The sequence below is a fragment of the Nocardia sp. NPDC051833 genome (genome assembly GCF_040681225.1).
Taxonomy (GTDB): Bacteria; Actinomycetota; Actinomycetes; order Mycobacteriales; family Mycobacteriaceae; genus Nocardia.
Genome location: NZ_JBFAYK010000006.1, coordinates 82,263 through 97,956 on the forward strand (window position 1 = coordinate 82,263; position 15,694 = coordinate 97,956).

The window sequence follows — 15,694 nt, forward strand, 5'->3', positions numbered from 1 at the left end:
TGGGCGAGACGAGCAGTCAGGTTACCGACGCGCGGTGTCGGATGGACAACGCGGGTTGTGCCTAGGCGGAGGAGTTAGAGCCCGGCCTCCAGCACCAGCCGTTTGGGCTCCGGCGACGGCGGCACGCGGTCACGCTGCAACGCCCAGGAGGCGATGCTGTGGAACAGCGGCGCGGCCGACCCGCCACCGCTGCCGTCGGAGCTGCGGATCGGCGCGTCGAGCATCATGCCGATCACATAGCGGGGGTTGTCGGCGGGCGCCATCCCGGCGAAGGTGATGTAGAACGACGAGGACGAATAGCACCGGCAGCCCGGGTCGACCTTCTGCGCGGTGCCGGTCTTGCCCGCCACCTGATAGCCCTCGATGGCGGCCGGGGCGCCGGTGCCCATCTGGTAGCCCATCGGGTCCTTCTGCACGGTCGCCTGGAAGACGGTGCGCAGCGTGTTCGCGGTCTGCGGGCTCACCACCCGCACGCCGTCGGGCTGCAGTTCCTCGGTGCGGGTGCCGTCGGGGGCGATCCTGGCCTTGACGATGCGCGGCGGGATGCGCAGTCCGTCGTTGGCGATGGCCTGGTACATGCCGGTCATCTGCAGGGTCGTCATCGACAGGCCCTGGCCGATGGGCAGATTCGCGAAGGTGCCGCCGGACCACTGATCACGCGCGGGCACCTGGCCGGGGCTCTCGCCGGGCAGGCCGATCCCGGTGCGCTTGCCGAGCCCGAAGCGGTCGACCATGTCGGCGAAGCGATCCTCGCCCACCCGCTGCGCGAGCATGAGCGTGCCCACGTTGGAGGACTTTCCGAAGATGCCGGTGGTGGTGTACGGCGCGGTGCCGTGCTGCCACGCGTCGTTGACGGTGACCCCCGCCATCCGGATCGAGCCGGGCACCTGCAGCACCTCGTCGGGCGTGGTGAGCCCGTACTCGATGGCGGCGGCCGCGGTGACGATCTTGTTCACCGAGCCGGGCTCGAACGGTTCGGCGACCGAGGGGTTGCTCATGTCGGCCGAGGCCCAATGCTGCGGTCCCAGTGCGGGATTGAAGGTGTTGTCGTTGGCCATCGCCAGCACCTGGCCGGTCTTGGCGTCGAGCACCACCGCCGAGGCCGAGGACGCGCCGGAGAGCTGCTTGGCCTGCTGCACCTGCTGCTGGACGTAGTACTGCATGTCCTCGTCGAGGGTCAGCTCGACGCCGTAGCCGTTCACCGCGGGCTGCTGGTCACGGTAGCTGCCGGGGATCACCGCGCCGTCGGACCCGCGATCGTAGGTGCGCGAACCGTCGGTGCCGGCGAGCACCGAGTCCAGCGCGGATTCCAGGCCGATCTGGCCGTGCCCGTCCCAGCCGGTCGCGCCCACCACATTGGCCGCCAGGGCGCCGCCGGGGTATTCGCGCAGGTCCTGACGTTCGGCGCCGACCTCGGGGAACTTGGCCTGGATCTCCGAGGCCACCCGCGGATCGACATTGCGGGCCAGGTAGGTGAAGGTCTTGTCGCTGCGCAGCTTGTCCAGCAGCTCTTCTTCCTTGGGCGCCGCGGCGCCGAGCTTCTCGTGGACGAACTTCGCGATGTCCTTCAGGCGCTGCTCGGGGTCGGGCGCGCTCGGCTTGGTCTTCTTGGCGTCGGCCAGCTGCTGGCGCACCCGGACCGGCTGGAAGGTCAGCGCTTTCGCGGTGATGGTGAAGGCGAGCTGGTTGCCGTGCCGGTCGGTGATCGGGCCGCGCACGGCGGCCTCGGTCTCCTTGGTGGTGCGCTGGGACGCGGCCTGCGCGGAGAGCGCGGGCGCCGCCAGACTCTGGATGTAGAGCAGCTGCAGTGCCACCACCGCCAGCGTCGCCAGCAGGGTGACCCGGCCGACGCCGAGGCGCAACCGGATCGGCCGGTCCGGCGAGAGCGACCCCGATCGGCGGGCCCTCGACGAGACCGGCCCGCGTCGCTGTCGCGACGCGGGCCCGCTCTGCCTCATCGACCGCCCTCCGGAGCGACGATCCGCGGTGACTCGCTCGGCGGCCCCGCGACCCGGCCGGGTAGGCCGGCCGCGACGCCCGGGGCGGGCGGCGGCGAGTCGGCCGGTGCGACCGGTTCGCCCTGGTCGGTGGGGGCGGCGACGTCGACCCGGTCGGGCACGGTGACCGGAGCGATCGGTGCGGGCGCCGTGCCCTCGGCGGGTGCGGGTGCTGGTCCCTCGGCGGGTGCGGGCGCCTGGCCTTCGGCGGGTGCGGGTACGTCGGCGGGTGGGGCGGCGTCGACCGGGGCCAGCGGCGCAGGCGCCGGAGCGACGGCGGGCTGCGGCGCGACCACCGGGGCCTGCGGCGCGGCGGGCGCCGGTGCGGGCGCCGCGCCCTGAGCCGCAGGCGCGGCGAGCACGTTCGCCGGGGTACCGCTCGGCGTGGCCGGACCCGTGGTCGAGGCGCCCGGCTGCACCGGAACCACCCGCTCACCCTGCGCCTGGGCATGGCCCGGCGCGGGGTTGGGAGTGATGGTCGGCGGACCGTTCAGCGGCGGCACCGGCGCGCCCTGCGCGGGCGTCGGCGTCCCGATGACGGTCACCTCACCGCCGGGGCCGAGCACCAGCCGGGCCGGGTCCTTGGCCGGGATCATGCCCAGTTCCCTGGCGCGCGCGGCCAATTCGGGCGCGGAGTCGGCGGCCGCGACCTCACGCTGGAGCGCGGCCCGCTCGTCGGCGAGCTTGCGGTTGACCGTCCTGGCGTCGCCGAGCTGGTAGCTGTCCTCGGCGGCGCGCGTGGTCAGCAGGAGGGTCAGCGCCAGGCCGCAGCCGAGCAATCCGATGATGGCGGTGACGAACGGGATCCGCCCGGCCATCGTCGAGGCCCGCTCGGGCAGCTCGATCCCGTCGAGCAGCTGCTCCCTGGTGCGCTTGCGCGCGTAGGCCCGCTGCGCGGCACCGGATTTCACCCGTTCGGCCGCCTCGACGCGACGGGCCGCACGCCCCGGCACGGCGACGGTGCTCGTCCGCACGCTCATCGTGTCCCCTCCTGTGTCCTCCCTGACCTCTCCGCGATCCGTTCGGCCGCGCGCATCCGCACCGGCGCGGATCGCGGGTTGACCTCGATCTCGGACTCGGTCGCCTTCTCCGCACCTCGGGTCAGCATCCGGAATTCCGGTCCCATGCCGGGCAATTCGACCGGCAGGTCCATCGGCGATCTGGACACGATCCGTGGCGCGAACTCCTGCTTGACCAGCCGGTCCTCCAGCGACTGGTACGACATGACGCAGATCCGCCCGCCCACGCGCAGCGAGTCGAGCGCCGCGGGCAGCGCCGCGCGCAGCGAGTCGAGCTCGCCGTTGACCTCCACCCGCAGGGCCTGGAACGTGCGCTTGGCCGGATGACCGCCGGTGCGCCGCGCCGCGGCCGGGATGGTGTCGTAGAGCAGCTCGACCAGCTCGGCGCTGGTGGTGAACGGCTTGACCGCCCGCCTGCGCAGCACCTCGGAGGCGATCTTGCCCGCGAACCGTTCGTCGCCATAGGTTTTCAGCACCCGGGCGAGGTCGCCGTGACTGTAGGTGTTGAGCACGTCGGCGGCGGTCGGGCCGGTGGTCGGGTCCATCCGCATGTCCAGCGGTGCGTCGACGGAGTAGGCGAAACCGCGATCGGCCTCGTCGAGCTGCATCGACGACACCCCGAGGTCCATCAGAATCGCTGACACCGCGCCGATCTCGGGCAGGCCCGCCTGACTCAGCGCGTCGGCGATGCCGTCGTAGCGGGTGTGCACCAGCGTGATCCGGTCGGCGTAGGGCGCGAGCCGCTCGCCCGCCAGTTTCAGCGCGGTGGTGTCGCGGTCGAGCCCGACCAGGTGCGCGTTCGGATAGGTGCGCAGGAAGTGTTCGGCATGGCCGCCGAGGCCGAGCGTCGCGTCGATGTAGACGGCGCCCGGTTCGCTCAGCGCGGGGCCGAGCAGGTCGTCGGCGCGTTCGAGCAGGACCGGCACATGACGGGGGTTCTCGGTGTCATGGTTCACCTCGACCTCCCGGGATACTGCCTCGCGTCGCAGACGGGTCGCCTTGCCACACAGTGCTTTTCGAATGAGATTGCGGTCTGAATGAAGCCGTTCCACCGCCCTTGCGATGGAACCGGCGAATGCGTCGAGGTCTCTGACCGAGGCGCGGCACCTGGCGTCGGGGAAGTACGTCAGGGTCCGCGCCCGGGCAGAGGCCTCGCAGCACTCGCGTGCTCCGAGCTAGAAGATCCCGCCCAGCGACTCGTCTCTGGCTTGCGCGTAGTCCTCCTCGTGCTCGGCGAGGTAGGACTCCCACGCCTGCTTGTCCCATATCTCGAGGAAGTCGACCGAACCGATCACCACGCAATCTCGCGTGAGATCGGCATAGCGTCGATGGTCCGGCGACAGCGTGATCCGGCCCTGTGCATCCGGACGTTGCTCGTCGGTGCCCGCCGCCAGCGCTCGGACGAAAGCCCTTGCCTGCGGGTTGCTTCGAGACGCCGCGGCGGCCCGCCGCGCGAGCGCGGTGAACTCGTCCCTCGGGTACACGGCCAGGCTGTGGTCTTGACCTTTGGTGACCATCAACCCTCCCGCCAGTTCGTCTCGAAACTTCGCAGGCAACGTCAGTCGCCCTTTGTCGTCCAGGCGGGGGGTGTAGGTACCGAGGAACATCTCGGCCACCTCCCTACTGGATCACCTCGCCGTACGGCCTCTCCTGTAGTGCGCGACCCACATTACCCCACTTTCCCCCACTTTCAATCGAAACCCCGGGTGATCTCGCTCCCCGCCAACACAATTCCGCAGGTCATGCCAGCTATCACCGAGATTCGGTGTTATCGCGTGTTCGGGCAACCCGCGCGGGTCGGCAACCCGTGGTTCCGACAACGTTCAGCAAACATCGCAGGTGCCACCGGCGGCGGCGCGGGCCGTGGGGGCGCGGTGGGGAACGGTGGGGAAAGTGGGGGAACCGCCCTGACCATCGATCGGGCGGCCCCACCACCGTGAAAACAGGCGAAGGCGGCGCCGCACCCGATCGGGTGCGGCGCCGCCTTCGATGCCGTGATGTCTCGGCTACAGCCGAGTTACTCCTGCTCGAACCTTCGACGGAAGCGGTCTTCCATCCGCTCGGAGAAGCCGCCGGACTTGCGCGGACGACCGCCGCGTCCGGTCGAGCCGCCCGTGGGGCCGGAGCCCGCGCCGGGGGTCTCGGTCGAGTCCGGCCGAGCGGACCTGCGCGAGTTGCCGATCATGAGCAGCACGCCGGCACCGAACATGGCGATGAATCCGACGAGGCTGATGATCGGGAAACCGCCCGGCTTGAACGGGGCGGCGATGCCGGCGACGAGCAGGAACAGGCCGATGGCGAACAATGCCGCCGCCTGCAGTCTGCGTCGACTCGACGTGGAGCGAAGACGTCCGCCGCGGACGGACGAGGCGAACTTCGGATCCTCAGCATAGAGAGCGCTCTCGATTTGTTCGAGCATGCGCTGCTCGTGCTCGGAGAGTGGCACGGTACCTCCCCCGGCACTAGGCGTGGCTGGTCGCCTCCGGGTAGGCGACGGGTAGCCGACCTTGGCGGCTATCTGCTCCCCATGATACGAGTTCGATCGAAGCCGTACCACCTACTCGGTGATAACTAAGCGGTCATGTCCCGGTCGCGACTCGGCTGCGGGCGTGTCTTGGCGGCGGCGACCAGCGCATCGTCGATGTCGTAGAGGAATGCGCCCACCCGTGAGCAGAACTCGTCGGCGCGGGTGTCGGTCACCGCGCGGTCCAGCCCGGCCTCCAGATCGGCCCGCAATTGCGAGTGCGCCTCGAAGTAGTCCGCCCACATCGCGAACTCGGGACTCGCGCGCCGCAGCAGCACCCAGGCGCTGCGCGAGCGCGCCCGGGGCGCCCGATCGGCGCCGGTGAGCGCGATCATCGCGCCCGCGCCGCGCAGGGCAGCCAGGTAGGCGGTGCGGAACCGCTCACCCGGGTCGTGTTCCCAGGCCGAATCGGTGAGCAGGGCGTCGGCCTGACGTAGCAGCCCGCCCGCGCGACCGTCGTGCCCCGCGTGCTCCCGACCATCGTTGCGACCAGCCATCTGCTGCCCCTTTCGCCCCTCGCACAGATCGAACAAGCATTCGAACGTTTGAATTGAGATTGAATATAGGGACACCCACCGACAACTTCCGCGCCAGCGCGCCATCGACGAGAGCCATGACAGCCGTCAAGCCGAATCACACCCCCGCACCCGTCGTCGTCGACCTCAGCGTCGCCGCCCTGCGCGCGCGCCTGCACGACGCCCTGTCGGTGTATGTCGCCGCCATGGACTATCCACGCGGCACCGAGCATCACCGCGCCCCGATGTGGACCGAGCACACCACCCGGGCGGGCTGGCGTGCCGTGGCCGCCGTGCTGCCGGACGACTCCGGCGCCGTCGACCTGCGCACCGCCCCGATCCTCGCGATCGCCTACGGCTACAGCGGCGCGCCGCGGCAGTGGTGGCATCAGCAGGTGCACACCGGGATGCGCCGCTGCGGCTGGCCAGAGGCCGCGGCCCGCGAACTGCTCGCCGACTACTTCGAACTCACCGAGTTGCACGTGCATCCGGCCGCGCAGGGCCGCGGCATCGGCTCGACGCTGCTCGAGCGGCTGCTGGCCGACCGCACCGAGGCCGCGGTGCTGCTGTCGACGCCCGAGGTGCCCGAGGAGGACAACCGGGCCTGGCGGCTGTACCGGCGGGCCGGATTCACCGATGTGATCCGCAATTTCGTGTTCGCGGGCGACACCAGGCCGTTCGCCATCCTGGGACGGCGGCTGCCGCTGCCCGCGTCCGGCGCGTGAGGACGGCAGGCACGACGGTCGTCGTCGGTTCCGGGCACAACGCGCTGGTCGCGGCCTGCTACCTGGCCAAGGCCGGACAGTGGGTGCAGGTGCTCGAACGCGACGAGGTGCCCGGCGGCGCGGTCTCGACGGTCGAGCGGTTCCCCGGCCACCTGGTGGATCGGGGGTCCTCGGCGCACATCATGATCCGGCACACCGGGATCATCGAGGAGCTCGAACTCGACCGGTTCGGGCTGCGCTACATCGACTGCGATCCCTGGGGTTTCACGCCGTCGGACGGCGTGCGCCCGCCGATCGTCTTCCATCGCGATCTCGACCAGACCTGCGCCTCGATCGCCGCGGCCTGCGGCGCGCGCGACGCCGACGCCTACCGCCGCTTCGTCGGGGTGTGGGGCGAGCGCAGCGCGCGGGTGATGCGCGCGTTCGGCGGTCCGCCGACGCCGGGCAGGCTCGTTCGCTCGTTCTGGGGGCTGGACGCGCGCGCGGGCGGCAGCGCACTGTCCCGGGAGTTCCTGCAGACCGGGGACGCGCTGCTGGACTACTGGTTCGACGACGAACGCCTCAAGGCGTCGCTGGCCTGGTTCGGCGCGCAGTCGGGCCCGCCGATGTCGGAACCCGGCTCGGCGCCGATGGCCGGTTTCGCCGCGCTCATGCACACGCTGCCGCCCGGCCGGGCCGTGGGGGGAAGTGGGGCGCTCAGCGCGGCCCTGATCGCCCGGCTGCGCGCCGACGGCGGCGAACTGCACACCGGCGACGCCGTCACCGCCCTGCGCCGCACCGGCGACGGCTGGCGGGTCACCACCGCCGCGGGCCGGAATCTGCGCGCCGACACCGTGATCGCGGGTTCGCACATCCTGGCGACCCTGGAGCTGCTGCGCGCGGGCGACTTCGACGCGGCCACCCTGGACGACTGGCAGCGCCGCATCCGGGTGGGCCCCGGCATCGGCATGGTGGTGCGCCTGGCCACCGACCGGCTCCCCGAGTACCCCGGCGCCTCCGCCGCCGAATCCGCCCGTGGTCTGCAATTCCTCGTTTCGGACCGGAATCAACTGCGGCGCGCGCATGGTGCAGCGCTCGGTGGTGACCTGCCGCCACGACCGGTGGTGCTGGCGATGAGCTTCAGCGCGCTCGACCCCACCATCGCGCCGCCCGGCGAGCACCAGCTGTCGCTGTGGGCACAGTGGCATCCGTACGCGCTCGCCGACGGCAGCGACTGGGCCGACCACGCCGAACACGAGGCCGACCGGATCGTCGCGGAGGTCGAGCGGTACGCGCCCGGCTTCGCGTCGTCGGTGCGGCAGCGGTTCGTGCAGACACCCGTCGATCTGGAGCGCGAGATGGGTTTGCGCGGCGGCAATGTCATGCACGTGGAGATGTCGCTGGATCAGATGATGCTGTGGCGGCCGCTGCCGGAGTTGTCGGGGCAGCGGGTGCCGGGGGCGCCCGGGCTGTATCTGACGGGCGCGTCGACCCATCCCGGCGGCGGCGTGTCCGGTGCCAGTGGGCGCAGCGCGGCGCGGCTCGTGCTCGGCGATCGCCGGATCCGCCGGTTCTCGCTGTCGCGCGGGCGATGAGGGCCGGACTCGCGGCGCGCGGCTCGGCACCGTCGCGCGCGTCCCTCGTGACCGACAGGCGACACCGATGATCGGCACTCGGGGCCACCAGCTCGTCGACCGGCTCGGACAGGGCGCGGCGGTGTTCGGTCGATGGTTGCGGGCCGAGCCGTCGCGGGCGCTGCCGACCGCCACGGCGATCCTGCTGGTCCTGGTCCAGATCGCGTATCCGTTGAGCGCGGGCGTGATCCGGGACCGGATCACGATCGTCGTCGTCGCGCTGTCGGCGGCGACCGCCCTCGCGCACGCGGCGACGACGCGGGGCGGGCGCTGGGCCGCCGGGTTCTTCGTCATCGTCTCCGGGCTCGGGCTCACCGCCGAGATCGTCGGGACGGCCACCGGGTTCCCGTTCGGCGCCTACGCCTATGCCGTCGACCGGATCGGGCCCGCGCTCGCCGAGGTGCCGCTGGTGGTCCCGCTGGCCTGGACCGGCGGGCTCTATCCGATCTGGATCGTCGCGGGGATGCTCGTGCGCGGCGCTGCGGGCCGAGCCGGGCTCTTCGTGGTCGGCGCGGTCGGCTGGGATCTGTTCCTCGATCCGCAGATGGTGGCCGACGGTCAGTGGACCTGGGCGGTCACCGATGCCGGGCTGCCCGGTCTCCCCCAGATCCCGTACACCAACTACCTCGGCTGGGCGCTGGTCGCCACGCTGATGGCGGTGCTGCTGACCGTGCTCGACCGCCGGGTGCCGCCCGCGCACGACCCGTCGGTGGCGGTGCCGGTGGCGGTGTTCGTCTGGACCTGGCTCGGCTCGGCCCTCGCCCACGCGGTGTTCCTCGGCCTACCCGCCTCCGCCTGCTGGGGTCTCGCGGGGCTCGCGCCGCTCGGCGTCCCGCTGCTGCTGCGTGCGCGGGACCTGGCCCGCGACCGCGCGCGCTGAGTCGGCGGAGTACCCGAATCCGACGGGAAATGCCTGTTCGGCGCGGATGCGCGCGACCCGGTGGGCCCGTCGTGTGGGTTCTCGGGCCCGGGCCTGGCACGATGTCACCCGTGCAGCCGAGTCTCGTCGCCGACATGCCCACTCCGTCGCCACGTCGTCGCGTGCCCGCGCGGCGCGTCGCCGCGGTCGCCGTCCTGCTGGCGCTGCTGGTGCCCGCGCTGGCCGGGTGCCTGCGCGTGCAGGTGTCGATGGGCGTGTCGTCCAACGACCGGGTGTCGGGGCGCATCGTCGCCGCGGTGGTGCCGACCGGCCCCACCGACAAGGGCCCGCAGCTGAAGGCGCCGGACCAGCTGGCCGCCAAGGTGCGCATCGAGAACTACAACCAGGACGGCTTCGTCGGCACCCAGGTGTTCTTCGACGATCTGACCTTCGGCGAGGTCGGCCAGCTCGGCGGCCTGTCGGATCAGACCCAGGGCATGTTCACCCTCGAGTTCCAGCGCACCGGCGATCTGGTGAGCCTCAAGGGCCGCGTCGACCTGGAGTCGGTGCCGCCACAGGGCTCGGACGTGCAGTTCTCCATCGCCTTCCCGGCCCGCGTCGCCAAGACCAACGGCACCCGCGAGGGCGACAACACCGTGTCCTGGAAGCTGCCCGCCGGCGAGACCTCGACCCTGCGCGCCGAGGTGAAGTACGCCGACCCGAACACCCGCTCGTTCGCGGGCTGGGCGGGCATCGTCGGCGGCATCACCCTCGCCGTCGCCGCGCTGATCGCCGGGCTGGCCTTCCGCGACCGCAACCCCGGCCCGCCGAACGCGCCGCGCGGCGGTTTCTCTCCGCAGGAGATCTGGCGCGACATCGCCGGCCGCAGGCTGGGCCGCTGACATGGGCGCGGCGGGCCGCTACCTGACCTGGGCGGGCACCGGTCTCGCCGCGCTGGGCGCGACCACCGCCGCCTACAACCTGGTCACGTTGCGCAGCCTGCCGCGCCGGGTGGCGGGCGTGATCGAACCGGTGACGGTCTGTGTGCCCGCCCGCGACGAAGCCGAGCGGCTGCCCGAACTCATCGGTGACCTGCGCGCCCAGACCGGCGTCCCCCGGCTGCGCGTGCTGATCCTCGACGACGCCTCCACCGACCGCACCTACGAGGCCGCCCTGGCCGCGGTCGGCGGTGACGACCGGTTCACCGTGCTGCGCTCGGCCGCCCACCCGGCGCCCGGCTGGACCGGCAAGGCCGCCGCCTGCGCCCGGCTCGCCGCCCGCACCGACGCGGCGGCCCTGGTCTTCGTCGACGCCGACGTCCGGCTCGCCCCGTCCGCCGTCGCCGCGTCGGTCACCGAATTGCGCAGGCGCGGAGCCGGTCTGGTGTCGGCCTGGCCGGTGCAGGAGTCGGCCTCGACCACCGAGCGCCTGGTCCAGCCGCTGCTGGCGTGGGCGTGGGCCTCGACGCTGCCGGTCGGTCCGGCCAATCACAGTCTGCGCCCGTCGACCGCGGTCGCGTGCGGGCAGTTCCTCGCCGTGGACGCCGCGGCCTATCGTGCCGGTGGCGGGCACGCGGCCGTCGCCGCCAGCGCCACCGAGGATCTCGACCTGGCCAGGGCGCTGCGCCGGGCCGGGCATCGCACCGCCCTGGTCGCGGCGGGACCCAGCGCGCGCACCCGGATGTACACCGGCGCGGCCGAACTCACCGACGGCTATACCCGCTGGCTGTGGTCGGCCTACGGCGGCCGGGTCGACGCGGGCGCCGCGGTGGGCGCCCTGGCGGCCCTGGCCTACTGGATTCCCCCGCTGGCGGCACTGTGTGCCTGCGGCCGGGTCCGCCGCGCCGGGCTGCTCGGCTACCTCGCCGCCGTGGCGGGCCGCCTCGCCGCCCGTGCCACCGAGACCCGCCGTGCCCCCACCCGCACCGACCTCACCTCCGCGATCGCCCACCCGCTTGGCGTCGCGCACTACCTCGCGCTGTGGACCCGCTCGCACTACCGCCACCGCACCGGCACCCTGCGCTGGAAGCAGCGCCCCCTCGTCGCCCCGGAGACCGTCAGCGCACAGCAGGCCTGAGCTCAGCGGTCGACGATCCGGAACGCGAACTCGCGGCCCCTCCCCTGCCCCATCGCCAGGGTCAGCTACAGCCGCATCACGCCGTCGACGACCTCGTGATTGCCTTCGCCGACGAAGACCGGCCGCAGCCCGACCGCGGCGACGAGATCCTCGACCGCCGCGCGGTCCGCAGCGGTACAGGAATAGAACAGGTCCGCGGGCGCACCGTCGAACGTCGGGTCGGCGAAGGCCTCCGCGCCGAGGTTGTTGAACGCCCGCGCGTATCGGGCCGTCGGCACGTGCTCGGCGAAGGTGGCTGCCGCGTTGGCCGGTCCGGCGCCGAAGCTGTTGGTGGCGTCGAGCACCAGCTTGCCGTCGAGCGCGGCCGCGTGTTCGCGGGCGAGACCGTCGACGGCCTCGGCCGGAATCGCGACCAGCACGACCGTGCTCTCGGCGAGTGCCTCGGCGACCCCGACCCGCCCGTCACCCGGCGTGCGCGACCCGTAGACGACCCGCCGTCCCGCCGCGGCGAGCGCCGTCCCCACCGCCGTACCGACCCGACCCGTTCCGATGACTGCGATCGTCGCAGTGCTGCTGTCCATGCCGAGAACGGTAGGCGCACACCACCGATCGGCGCTTCTTCGTTCCTGACCGGTGACGCGGCTCAGGGGACCTCGGTGATGCCGACGGTCGGGAAGAAGAAGCAGGAGCGGCCCGCGTTGTCGGTGGTGCCGAAGACGGCGGCCAGCACGGTGCCCCGGCCGGTCTCGACCGGGACCGCGCGGACGCCGCCGACCGGGATGGCGGCGAAGAGGAAGTCGCGGATGGCGGTTTCGGCGATCGGGCGCAGTTCGACCGGGACCTCGGGCGGGACCAGGGCGCGCACCACATCGGCGATCGAGCCCATCGAGGCCATCCCGCCGCGGCCGGTGCTGATGTTGAGCCAGGCCACCTGCATGCCGGAGGTCGTGGTGGCGGCGGTGTCCGGCGACAGGCCGTAGGGCAGGAAAGTGAACATCGTCTGCCCCGACTTCACGGCGGTGAGGTCGAGGCCGGGGATCTGCACGCTGTTGGCGGGCCACGGTCCGGGCACCGCGCCCGCCACGGCGGGCACGAGGCCGAGGCCGTCGCCGCCGCAGTTCGCGGCGACCGTCGGGTAGAGGAACGGCTGGATGCCCAGCGCTTCGAGTGTGTCGACGACGGTCCGGTACGCGCCGAGCAGGTCGCCGGGGCCCGCGGTCCGCACGGCGGGCGCATCCCTGGTTACCGTCGCGGGCGCGGCCGCCGCGGTGGGCGCGGCCAGCAGCAGCGCGGCGGCGCAGGCCGCCAGCGTGGTCAGGGTGGTGCAACGACGCGGCTCGGTCACGACGCACTCCTCATCGACGCGGAGACATCCGACGCTACGCCGGTATCCGGCGGAATCCCCGCAGGTGAGGCGCACCGATTCGTCGGCGCGTCGCGGACAGTGTGCACCAGCGCCGTCCCGGTTCCAAGCTCTGCGCTCACGCTGATCCTTACCGTTGTGAAGTATCGCGGCAGTGCCACATGCTGATTCGGTACCGGCCCCTGTGGCCGGTCACAACCATCCAGAGCGACCGAGAGACCTGGCTCCACGACGTCGCAGCAACCCGCCCGTTCCCGGGTGTGGGTGCTTCCGCCGGGTTCGATGGAGGAGCACGAGTGGCGAGGTCTGCTGTCGCATGAAGTTTCTGTTGTTCACGCTGGTGACGCGGGTCCCCGACCCGATCACCGGCATCGTCCCCGAGACGCGGGACCGCTTGCGCGAGGTGGTCGACCAGGCCCGGCTGGCCGAGGAACTCGGCTACGACGGTTTCGCCGTCGGCGAGCGCCACGAGGACCCGTTCCTCTCCGCCGCTCCCCCGGTGCTGTTGAGCCACCTGGCCGCCGTCACCTCCCGGATCACGCTGTTCACCGCCGTGACCACGCTGAGCCTGCTCGACCCGGTCCGCGCGTTCGAGGACTACTCGACGCTGGACAACCTGGCGGGCGGCCGCCTGGAACTGATCATCGGCAAGGGCAACGGCGCCGCGCAGGCGCAGCTGTTCCAGGTCACCACCGCCGACCAGTGGGACCGCAATCGCGAAGGCTACGAACTGTTCCGGGCGCTGTGGGCCAGCGACGAGGTGACCTGGTCGGGCCGGTTCCGCCCGTCGCTGACCGCGGCGAAGGCGCTGCCGCGCCCGTGGCAGCCGCGCCTGCGGATCTGGCACGGCAGCGCGACCAGCCGCGAATCGGTGGAACTGGCCGCGCGCCACGGTGATCCGCTGTTCTCGGCGAATGTCACCAATCCGATCGAGCCGTACGCCGAACTGGTGCGCCACTATCGGGAGCAGTGGGCCGAGCACGGCCACGACCCCGCCGACGCGCTCGTCGGCGCCGGCACCGCGGGCTTCCACGTCGCCCCCACCTCGCAGCAGGCCAGAGCGGTCTACACGCCGCTGTTCGAGGCCCGCCGCGCACTGGCCCGCAAGCTGGGCCTGCCCGTCGTTTTCGACACGATCGAGGACTTCCTCGCCCGCAGCTCCGCGCTCGTCGGGAGCCCGCAGGAAGTGATCGACAAGGTCGGCCGCTATCACGAGCAGTTCGGTCACGAGGTGATCCACCTCTCCGCCGAACGCGACGGCCGCACCGACCCCGACTACCTGGGCAGCCTCGAGCTGTTCCAGGCCGAGGTGGCGCCCGAACTGCGCCGCCGTATTCCCAGCCGTCCCCTGGCCGCAGGCCGCGAATTCTCTGGAGTCACCCCGTGATCGGTCCCCGTCATCGTCTCGCCGCCGTCGCCGGCGTCCTGGCTGTCGCCACCTCCGTGGTCGCGTGCGGCAGCGACACCGGCGGCTCGGGTGGGCAGGCCGGTCCGCCCCAGCCCGGCGGCACCCTGCGCTACGGGCTGTCCCAGGCGCCGTCGTGCTCGGATCCGGCCCAGGCCGGGTCGAACCAGACCATCTATGTCGCCCGCCAGATCGTCGACTCGCTCACCGATCAGGACCCCGAGACCGGCGCGATCACGCCGTGGCTGGCCCAGAGCTGGGAGGTCAGCCCCGACGCGAAGGTGTTCACCTTCAAGCTCGCCGACGGCGTCACCTTCAGTGACGGCACCCCGCTGACCGCGGATTCGGTGCGCGAAACCTTCGACGCGATCATCAAGCTGGGTGGCGCGAAGGCGCCGCTCGGCGCGAGCTACCTGACCAACTACGTCGGCACGACCGCGGTCGACAAGCTCACCGCCCGGGTCGAGTTCAGCCGGCCCAACGCCCAGTTCCTGCAGGCGTCCTCGACGCCGCAGCTCGGCATCCTCGGCCAGGCGACCAATGCCAAACCGGCCGAGGCCCGGTGCGCCGGCGACAACATCGGCAGCGGCCCCTTCACCTACGCGGCCTACAAGCAGGACGTCTCGGTCACCCTGGCCAAGCGGGCCGGATACCGCTGGGGCTCGGCGGTGTTCGGGCATCAGGGCGAGGCCTACCTGGACCGGATCGAATTCACCGTCGTCCCCGAGTCCGGCGTGCGCACCGGCAGTCTGGTCTCCGGCCAGCTCGACGCGATCAGCGACGCGCTGCCCCAGGACGCGCCGCAGATCGAGGCCGTCGACGGCCGGATCCTGTCCACCTCGAACCCCGGCACGCCGTTCGGCTTGCAGCTCAACGTGAATCGCGGACCGCTGCGCGACCCGGCGGTGCGCCAGGCGCTGCTGCCCGCGCTGGATCGCCAGCAGCTCGTCGACACCGTGCTCGGCCCGCAGTTCAAGTTCGCGACCTCGTCGCTGGCCTCGGCGACCCCCGCCTACGCGGACCTGTCGGCGACGCTGCCCAACGACCCGGCCAAGGCGAAGTCGATCCTGGACCAGGCGGGCTGGACGCCCGGCGCGGACGGCATCCGCGCGAAGAACGGTGAGCGCCTGAGCTTCTCGGTGACCTTCAGCCAGGTCTTCGCGGGCAACCAGGCGATTCTCGAGCTGGTACAGCAGCAGCTGCGCCAGGTGGGCGTGGAGCTGAAGCTCGATCTGGTCTCCGGCCCGGAGAGCACCGCCAAGATGAACTCCAAGGACTACGACTCCTTCTACAGCAATTCCACCCGCGCCGACGGCGACATCCTGCGCACCTCGTTCTCGCTCACCGGCCGTAACCTCAACGCGCGCGGTCCGATCCCGGCACTGGACGAGACCCTGGACAAGCAGCTCGCCACCAACGATCCCGCGGCCCGCGCCGCGCTGATCAAGACGGCGCAGCAGCAGATCCTCGACAACGGCCTCTACGTCCCCACCGTCGAACTGTCGCAGGCGATCGGCGCGGCCGCGAACACCCAGGACCTGAAGTTCGAGGCCTCGGCCCGGCTGCAGTTCTTCGACACCTGGCTGAGCGGGCGCTAG

Annotated in this window: 15 protein-coding genes and 1 riboswitch; of the genes, 7 read left to right on the forward strand and 8 right to left on the reverse strand. The window is 72.0% G+C overall.

What is annotated here, in order from left to right; all coding sequences use genetic code 11:
• Positions 1-74: 74 nt before the first annotated feature.
• The 6 genes from AB0L91_RS32275 to AB0L91_RS32300 form a co-directional block, all read right to left on the reverse strand.
• Complete coding sequence (locus AB0L91_RS32275) at positions 75-1,958, reverse strand: penicillin-binding protein 2 (RefSeq protein ID WP_365016388.1); 1,884 nt, start codon at positions 1,956-1,958, stop codon at positions 75-77.
• Positions 1,955-2,977, reverse strand: coding sequence for a hypothetical protein (locus tag AB0L91_RS32280; RefSeq protein ID WP_365016389.1), 1,023 nt, complete (start codon positions 2,975-2,977; stop codon positions 1,955-1,957). The genes AB0L91_RS32275 and AB0L91_RS32280 overlap by 4 nt, the downstream gene beginning before the upstream one ends.
• Positions 2,974-3,972, reverse strand: coding sequence for a 16S rRNA (cytosine(1402)-N(4))-methyltransferase RsmH (rsmH, locus tag AB0L91_RS32285; RefSeq protein WP_365016391.1), 999 nt, complete (start codon positions 3,970-3,972; stop codon positions 2,974-2,976). Before rsmH ends, AB0L91_RS32280 begins: the two co-directional genes overlap by 4 nt.
• 219 nt (positions 3,973-4,191) lie before the next feature.
• On the reverse strand, positions 4,192-4,623 hold the full coding sequence (gene mraZ, locus AB0L91_RS32290; RefSeq protein WP_357349461.1) for a division/cell wall cluster transcriptional repressor MraZ: 432 nt from the start codon (positions 4,621-4,623) through the stop codon (positions 4,192-4,194).
• A 410-nt stretch (positions 4,624-5,033) separates the two neighbouring features.
• Entirely contained in the window at positions 5,034-5,462 is a 429-nt protein-coding gene (locus AB0L91_RS32295) for a DUF3040 domain-containing protein (RefSeq protein WP_355280169.1), read from the reverse strand.
• Between the two features lie 125 nt (positions 5,463-5,587).
• Positions 5,588-6,037: an SAV_6107 family HEPN domain-containing protein gene (locus AB0L91_RS32300; protein ID WP_355280167.1), complete on the reverse strand. Its 450-nt coding sequence runs from the start codon at positions 6,035-6,037 to the stop codon at positions 5,588-5,590.
• A 116-nt stretch (positions 6,038-6,153) separates the two neighbouring features.
• Here AB0L91_RS32300 and AB0L91_RS32305 point away from each other — a divergent pair, with 116 nt between their 5' ends.
• From AB0L91_RS32305 to AB0L91_RS32325, 5 genes are all read left to right on the forward strand, one after another.
• Positions 6,154-6,780, forward strand: a complete 627-nt coding sequence (locus tag AB0L91_RS32305; RefSeq protein WP_355280165.1) for an N-acetyltransferase — start codon at positions 6,154-6,156, stop codon at positions 6,778-6,780.
• Positions 6,777-8,354, forward strand: coding sequence for an NAD(P)/FAD-dependent oxidoreductase (locus tag AB0L91_RS32310; RefSeq protein ID WP_365016393.1), 1,578 nt, complete (start codon positions 6,777-6,779; stop codon positions 8,352-8,354). The genes AB0L91_RS32305 and AB0L91_RS32310 overlap by 4 nt, the downstream gene beginning before the upstream one ends.
• 67 nt (positions 8,355-8,421) lie before the next feature.
• Positions 8,422-9,273, forward strand: coding sequence for a carotenoid biosynthesis protein (locus tag AB0L91_RS32315; RefSeq protein ID WP_365016395.1), 852 nt, complete (start codon positions 8,422-8,424; stop codon positions 9,271-9,273).
• Positions 9,274-9,407: 134 nt separating this feature from the next.
• Positions 9,408-10,154 (forward strand): DUF3153 domain-containing protein, encoded by a 747-nt coding sequence (locus AB0L91_RS32320; protein WP_355280191.1) that lies wholly within the window; start codon positions 9,408-9,410, stop codon positions 10,152-10,154.
• A 1-nt stretch (position 10,155) separates the two neighbouring features.
• Positions 10,156-11,328: a glycosyltransferase gene (locus tag AB0L91_RS32325; RefSeq protein WP_365016397.1), complete on the forward strand. Its 1,173-nt coding sequence runs from the start codon at positions 10,156-10,158 to the stop codon at positions 11,326-11,328.
• Positions 11,329-11,393: 65 nt separating this feature from the next.
• Here AB0L91_RS32325 and AB0L91_RS32330 read toward each other — a convergent pair whose 3' ends face one another.
• Positions 11,394-12,014, reverse strand: coding sequence for an NAD(P)-binding domain-containing protein (locus tag AB0L91_RS32330; RefSeq protein WP_365016464.1), 621 nt, complete (start codon positions 12,012-12,014; stop codon positions 11,394-11,396).
• On the reverse strand, positions 11,972-12,673 hold the full coding sequence (locus AB0L91_RS32335; RefSeq protein WP_365016399.1) for a hypothetical protein: 702 nt from the start codon (positions 12,671-12,673) through the stop codon (positions 11,972-11,974). Before AB0L91_RS32335 ends, AB0L91_RS32330 begins: the two co-directional genes overlap by 43 nt.
• 213 nt (positions 12,674-12,886) lie before the next feature.
• Positions 12,887-12,980: riboswitch (SAM riboswitch) on the forward strand.
• 27 nt (positions 12,981-13,007) lie between these two features.
• Between AB0L91_RS32335 and AB0L91_RS32340 the strand changes: the two genes are divergently transcribed.
• Positions 13,008-14,078: an LLM class flavin-dependent oxidoreductase gene (locus AB0L91_RS32340; protein ID WP_365016401.1), complete on the forward strand. Its 1,071-nt coding sequence runs from the start codon at positions 13,008-13,010 to the stop codon at positions 14,076-14,078.
• Positions 14,075-15,694: an ABC transporter substrate-binding protein gene (locus AB0L91_RS32345; protein ID WP_365016403.1), complete on the forward strand. Its 1,620-nt coding sequence runs from the start codon at positions 14,075-14,077 to the stop codon at positions 15,692-15,694. The genes AB0L91_RS32340 and AB0L91_RS32345 overlap by 4 nt, the downstream gene beginning before the upstream one ends.

Excerpts from the sequence above, each read along its gene's own strand:
- AB0L91_RS32275 (WP_365016388.1), bottom strand. The coding sequence starts at position 1,958 with ATGAGGCAGAGCGGGCCCGCGTCGCGACAGCGACGCGGGCCGGTCTCG.
- AB0L91_RS32280 (WP_365016389.1), bottom strand. The coding sequence starts at position 2,977 with ATGAGCGTGCGGACGAGCACCGTCGCCGTGCCGGGGCGTGCGGCCCGT.
- mraZ (WP_357349461.1), bottom strand. The coding sequence starts at position 4,623 with ATGTTCCTCGGTACCTACACCCCCCGCCTGGACGACAAAGGGCGACTG.
- AB0L91_RS32300 (WP_355280167.1), bottom strand. The coding sequence starts at position 6,037 with ATGGCTGGTCGCAACGATGGTCGGGAGCACGCGGGGCACGACGGTCGC.
- AB0L91_RS32305 (WP_355280165.1), top strand. The coding sequence starts at position 6,154 with ATGACAGCCGTCAAGCCGAATCACACCCCCGCACCCGTCGTCGTCGAC.
- AB0L91_RS32315 (WP_365016395.1), top strand. The coding sequence starts at position 8,422 with ATGATCGGCACTCGGGGCCACCAGCTCGTCGACCGGCTCGGACAGGGC.
- AB0L91_RS32320 (WP_355280191.1), top strand. The coding sequence starts at position 9,408 with ATGCCCACTCCGTCGCCACGTCGTCGCGTGCCCGCGCGGCGCGTCGCC.
- AB0L91_RS32325 (WP_365016397.1), top strand. The coding sequence starts at position 10,156 with ATGGGCGCGGCGGGCCGCTACCTGACCTGGGCGGGCACCGGTCTCGCC.
- AB0L91_RS32340 (WP_365016401.1), top strand. The coding sequence starts at position 13,008 with ATGAAGTTTCTGTTGTTCACGCTGGTGACGCGGGTCCCCGACCCGATC.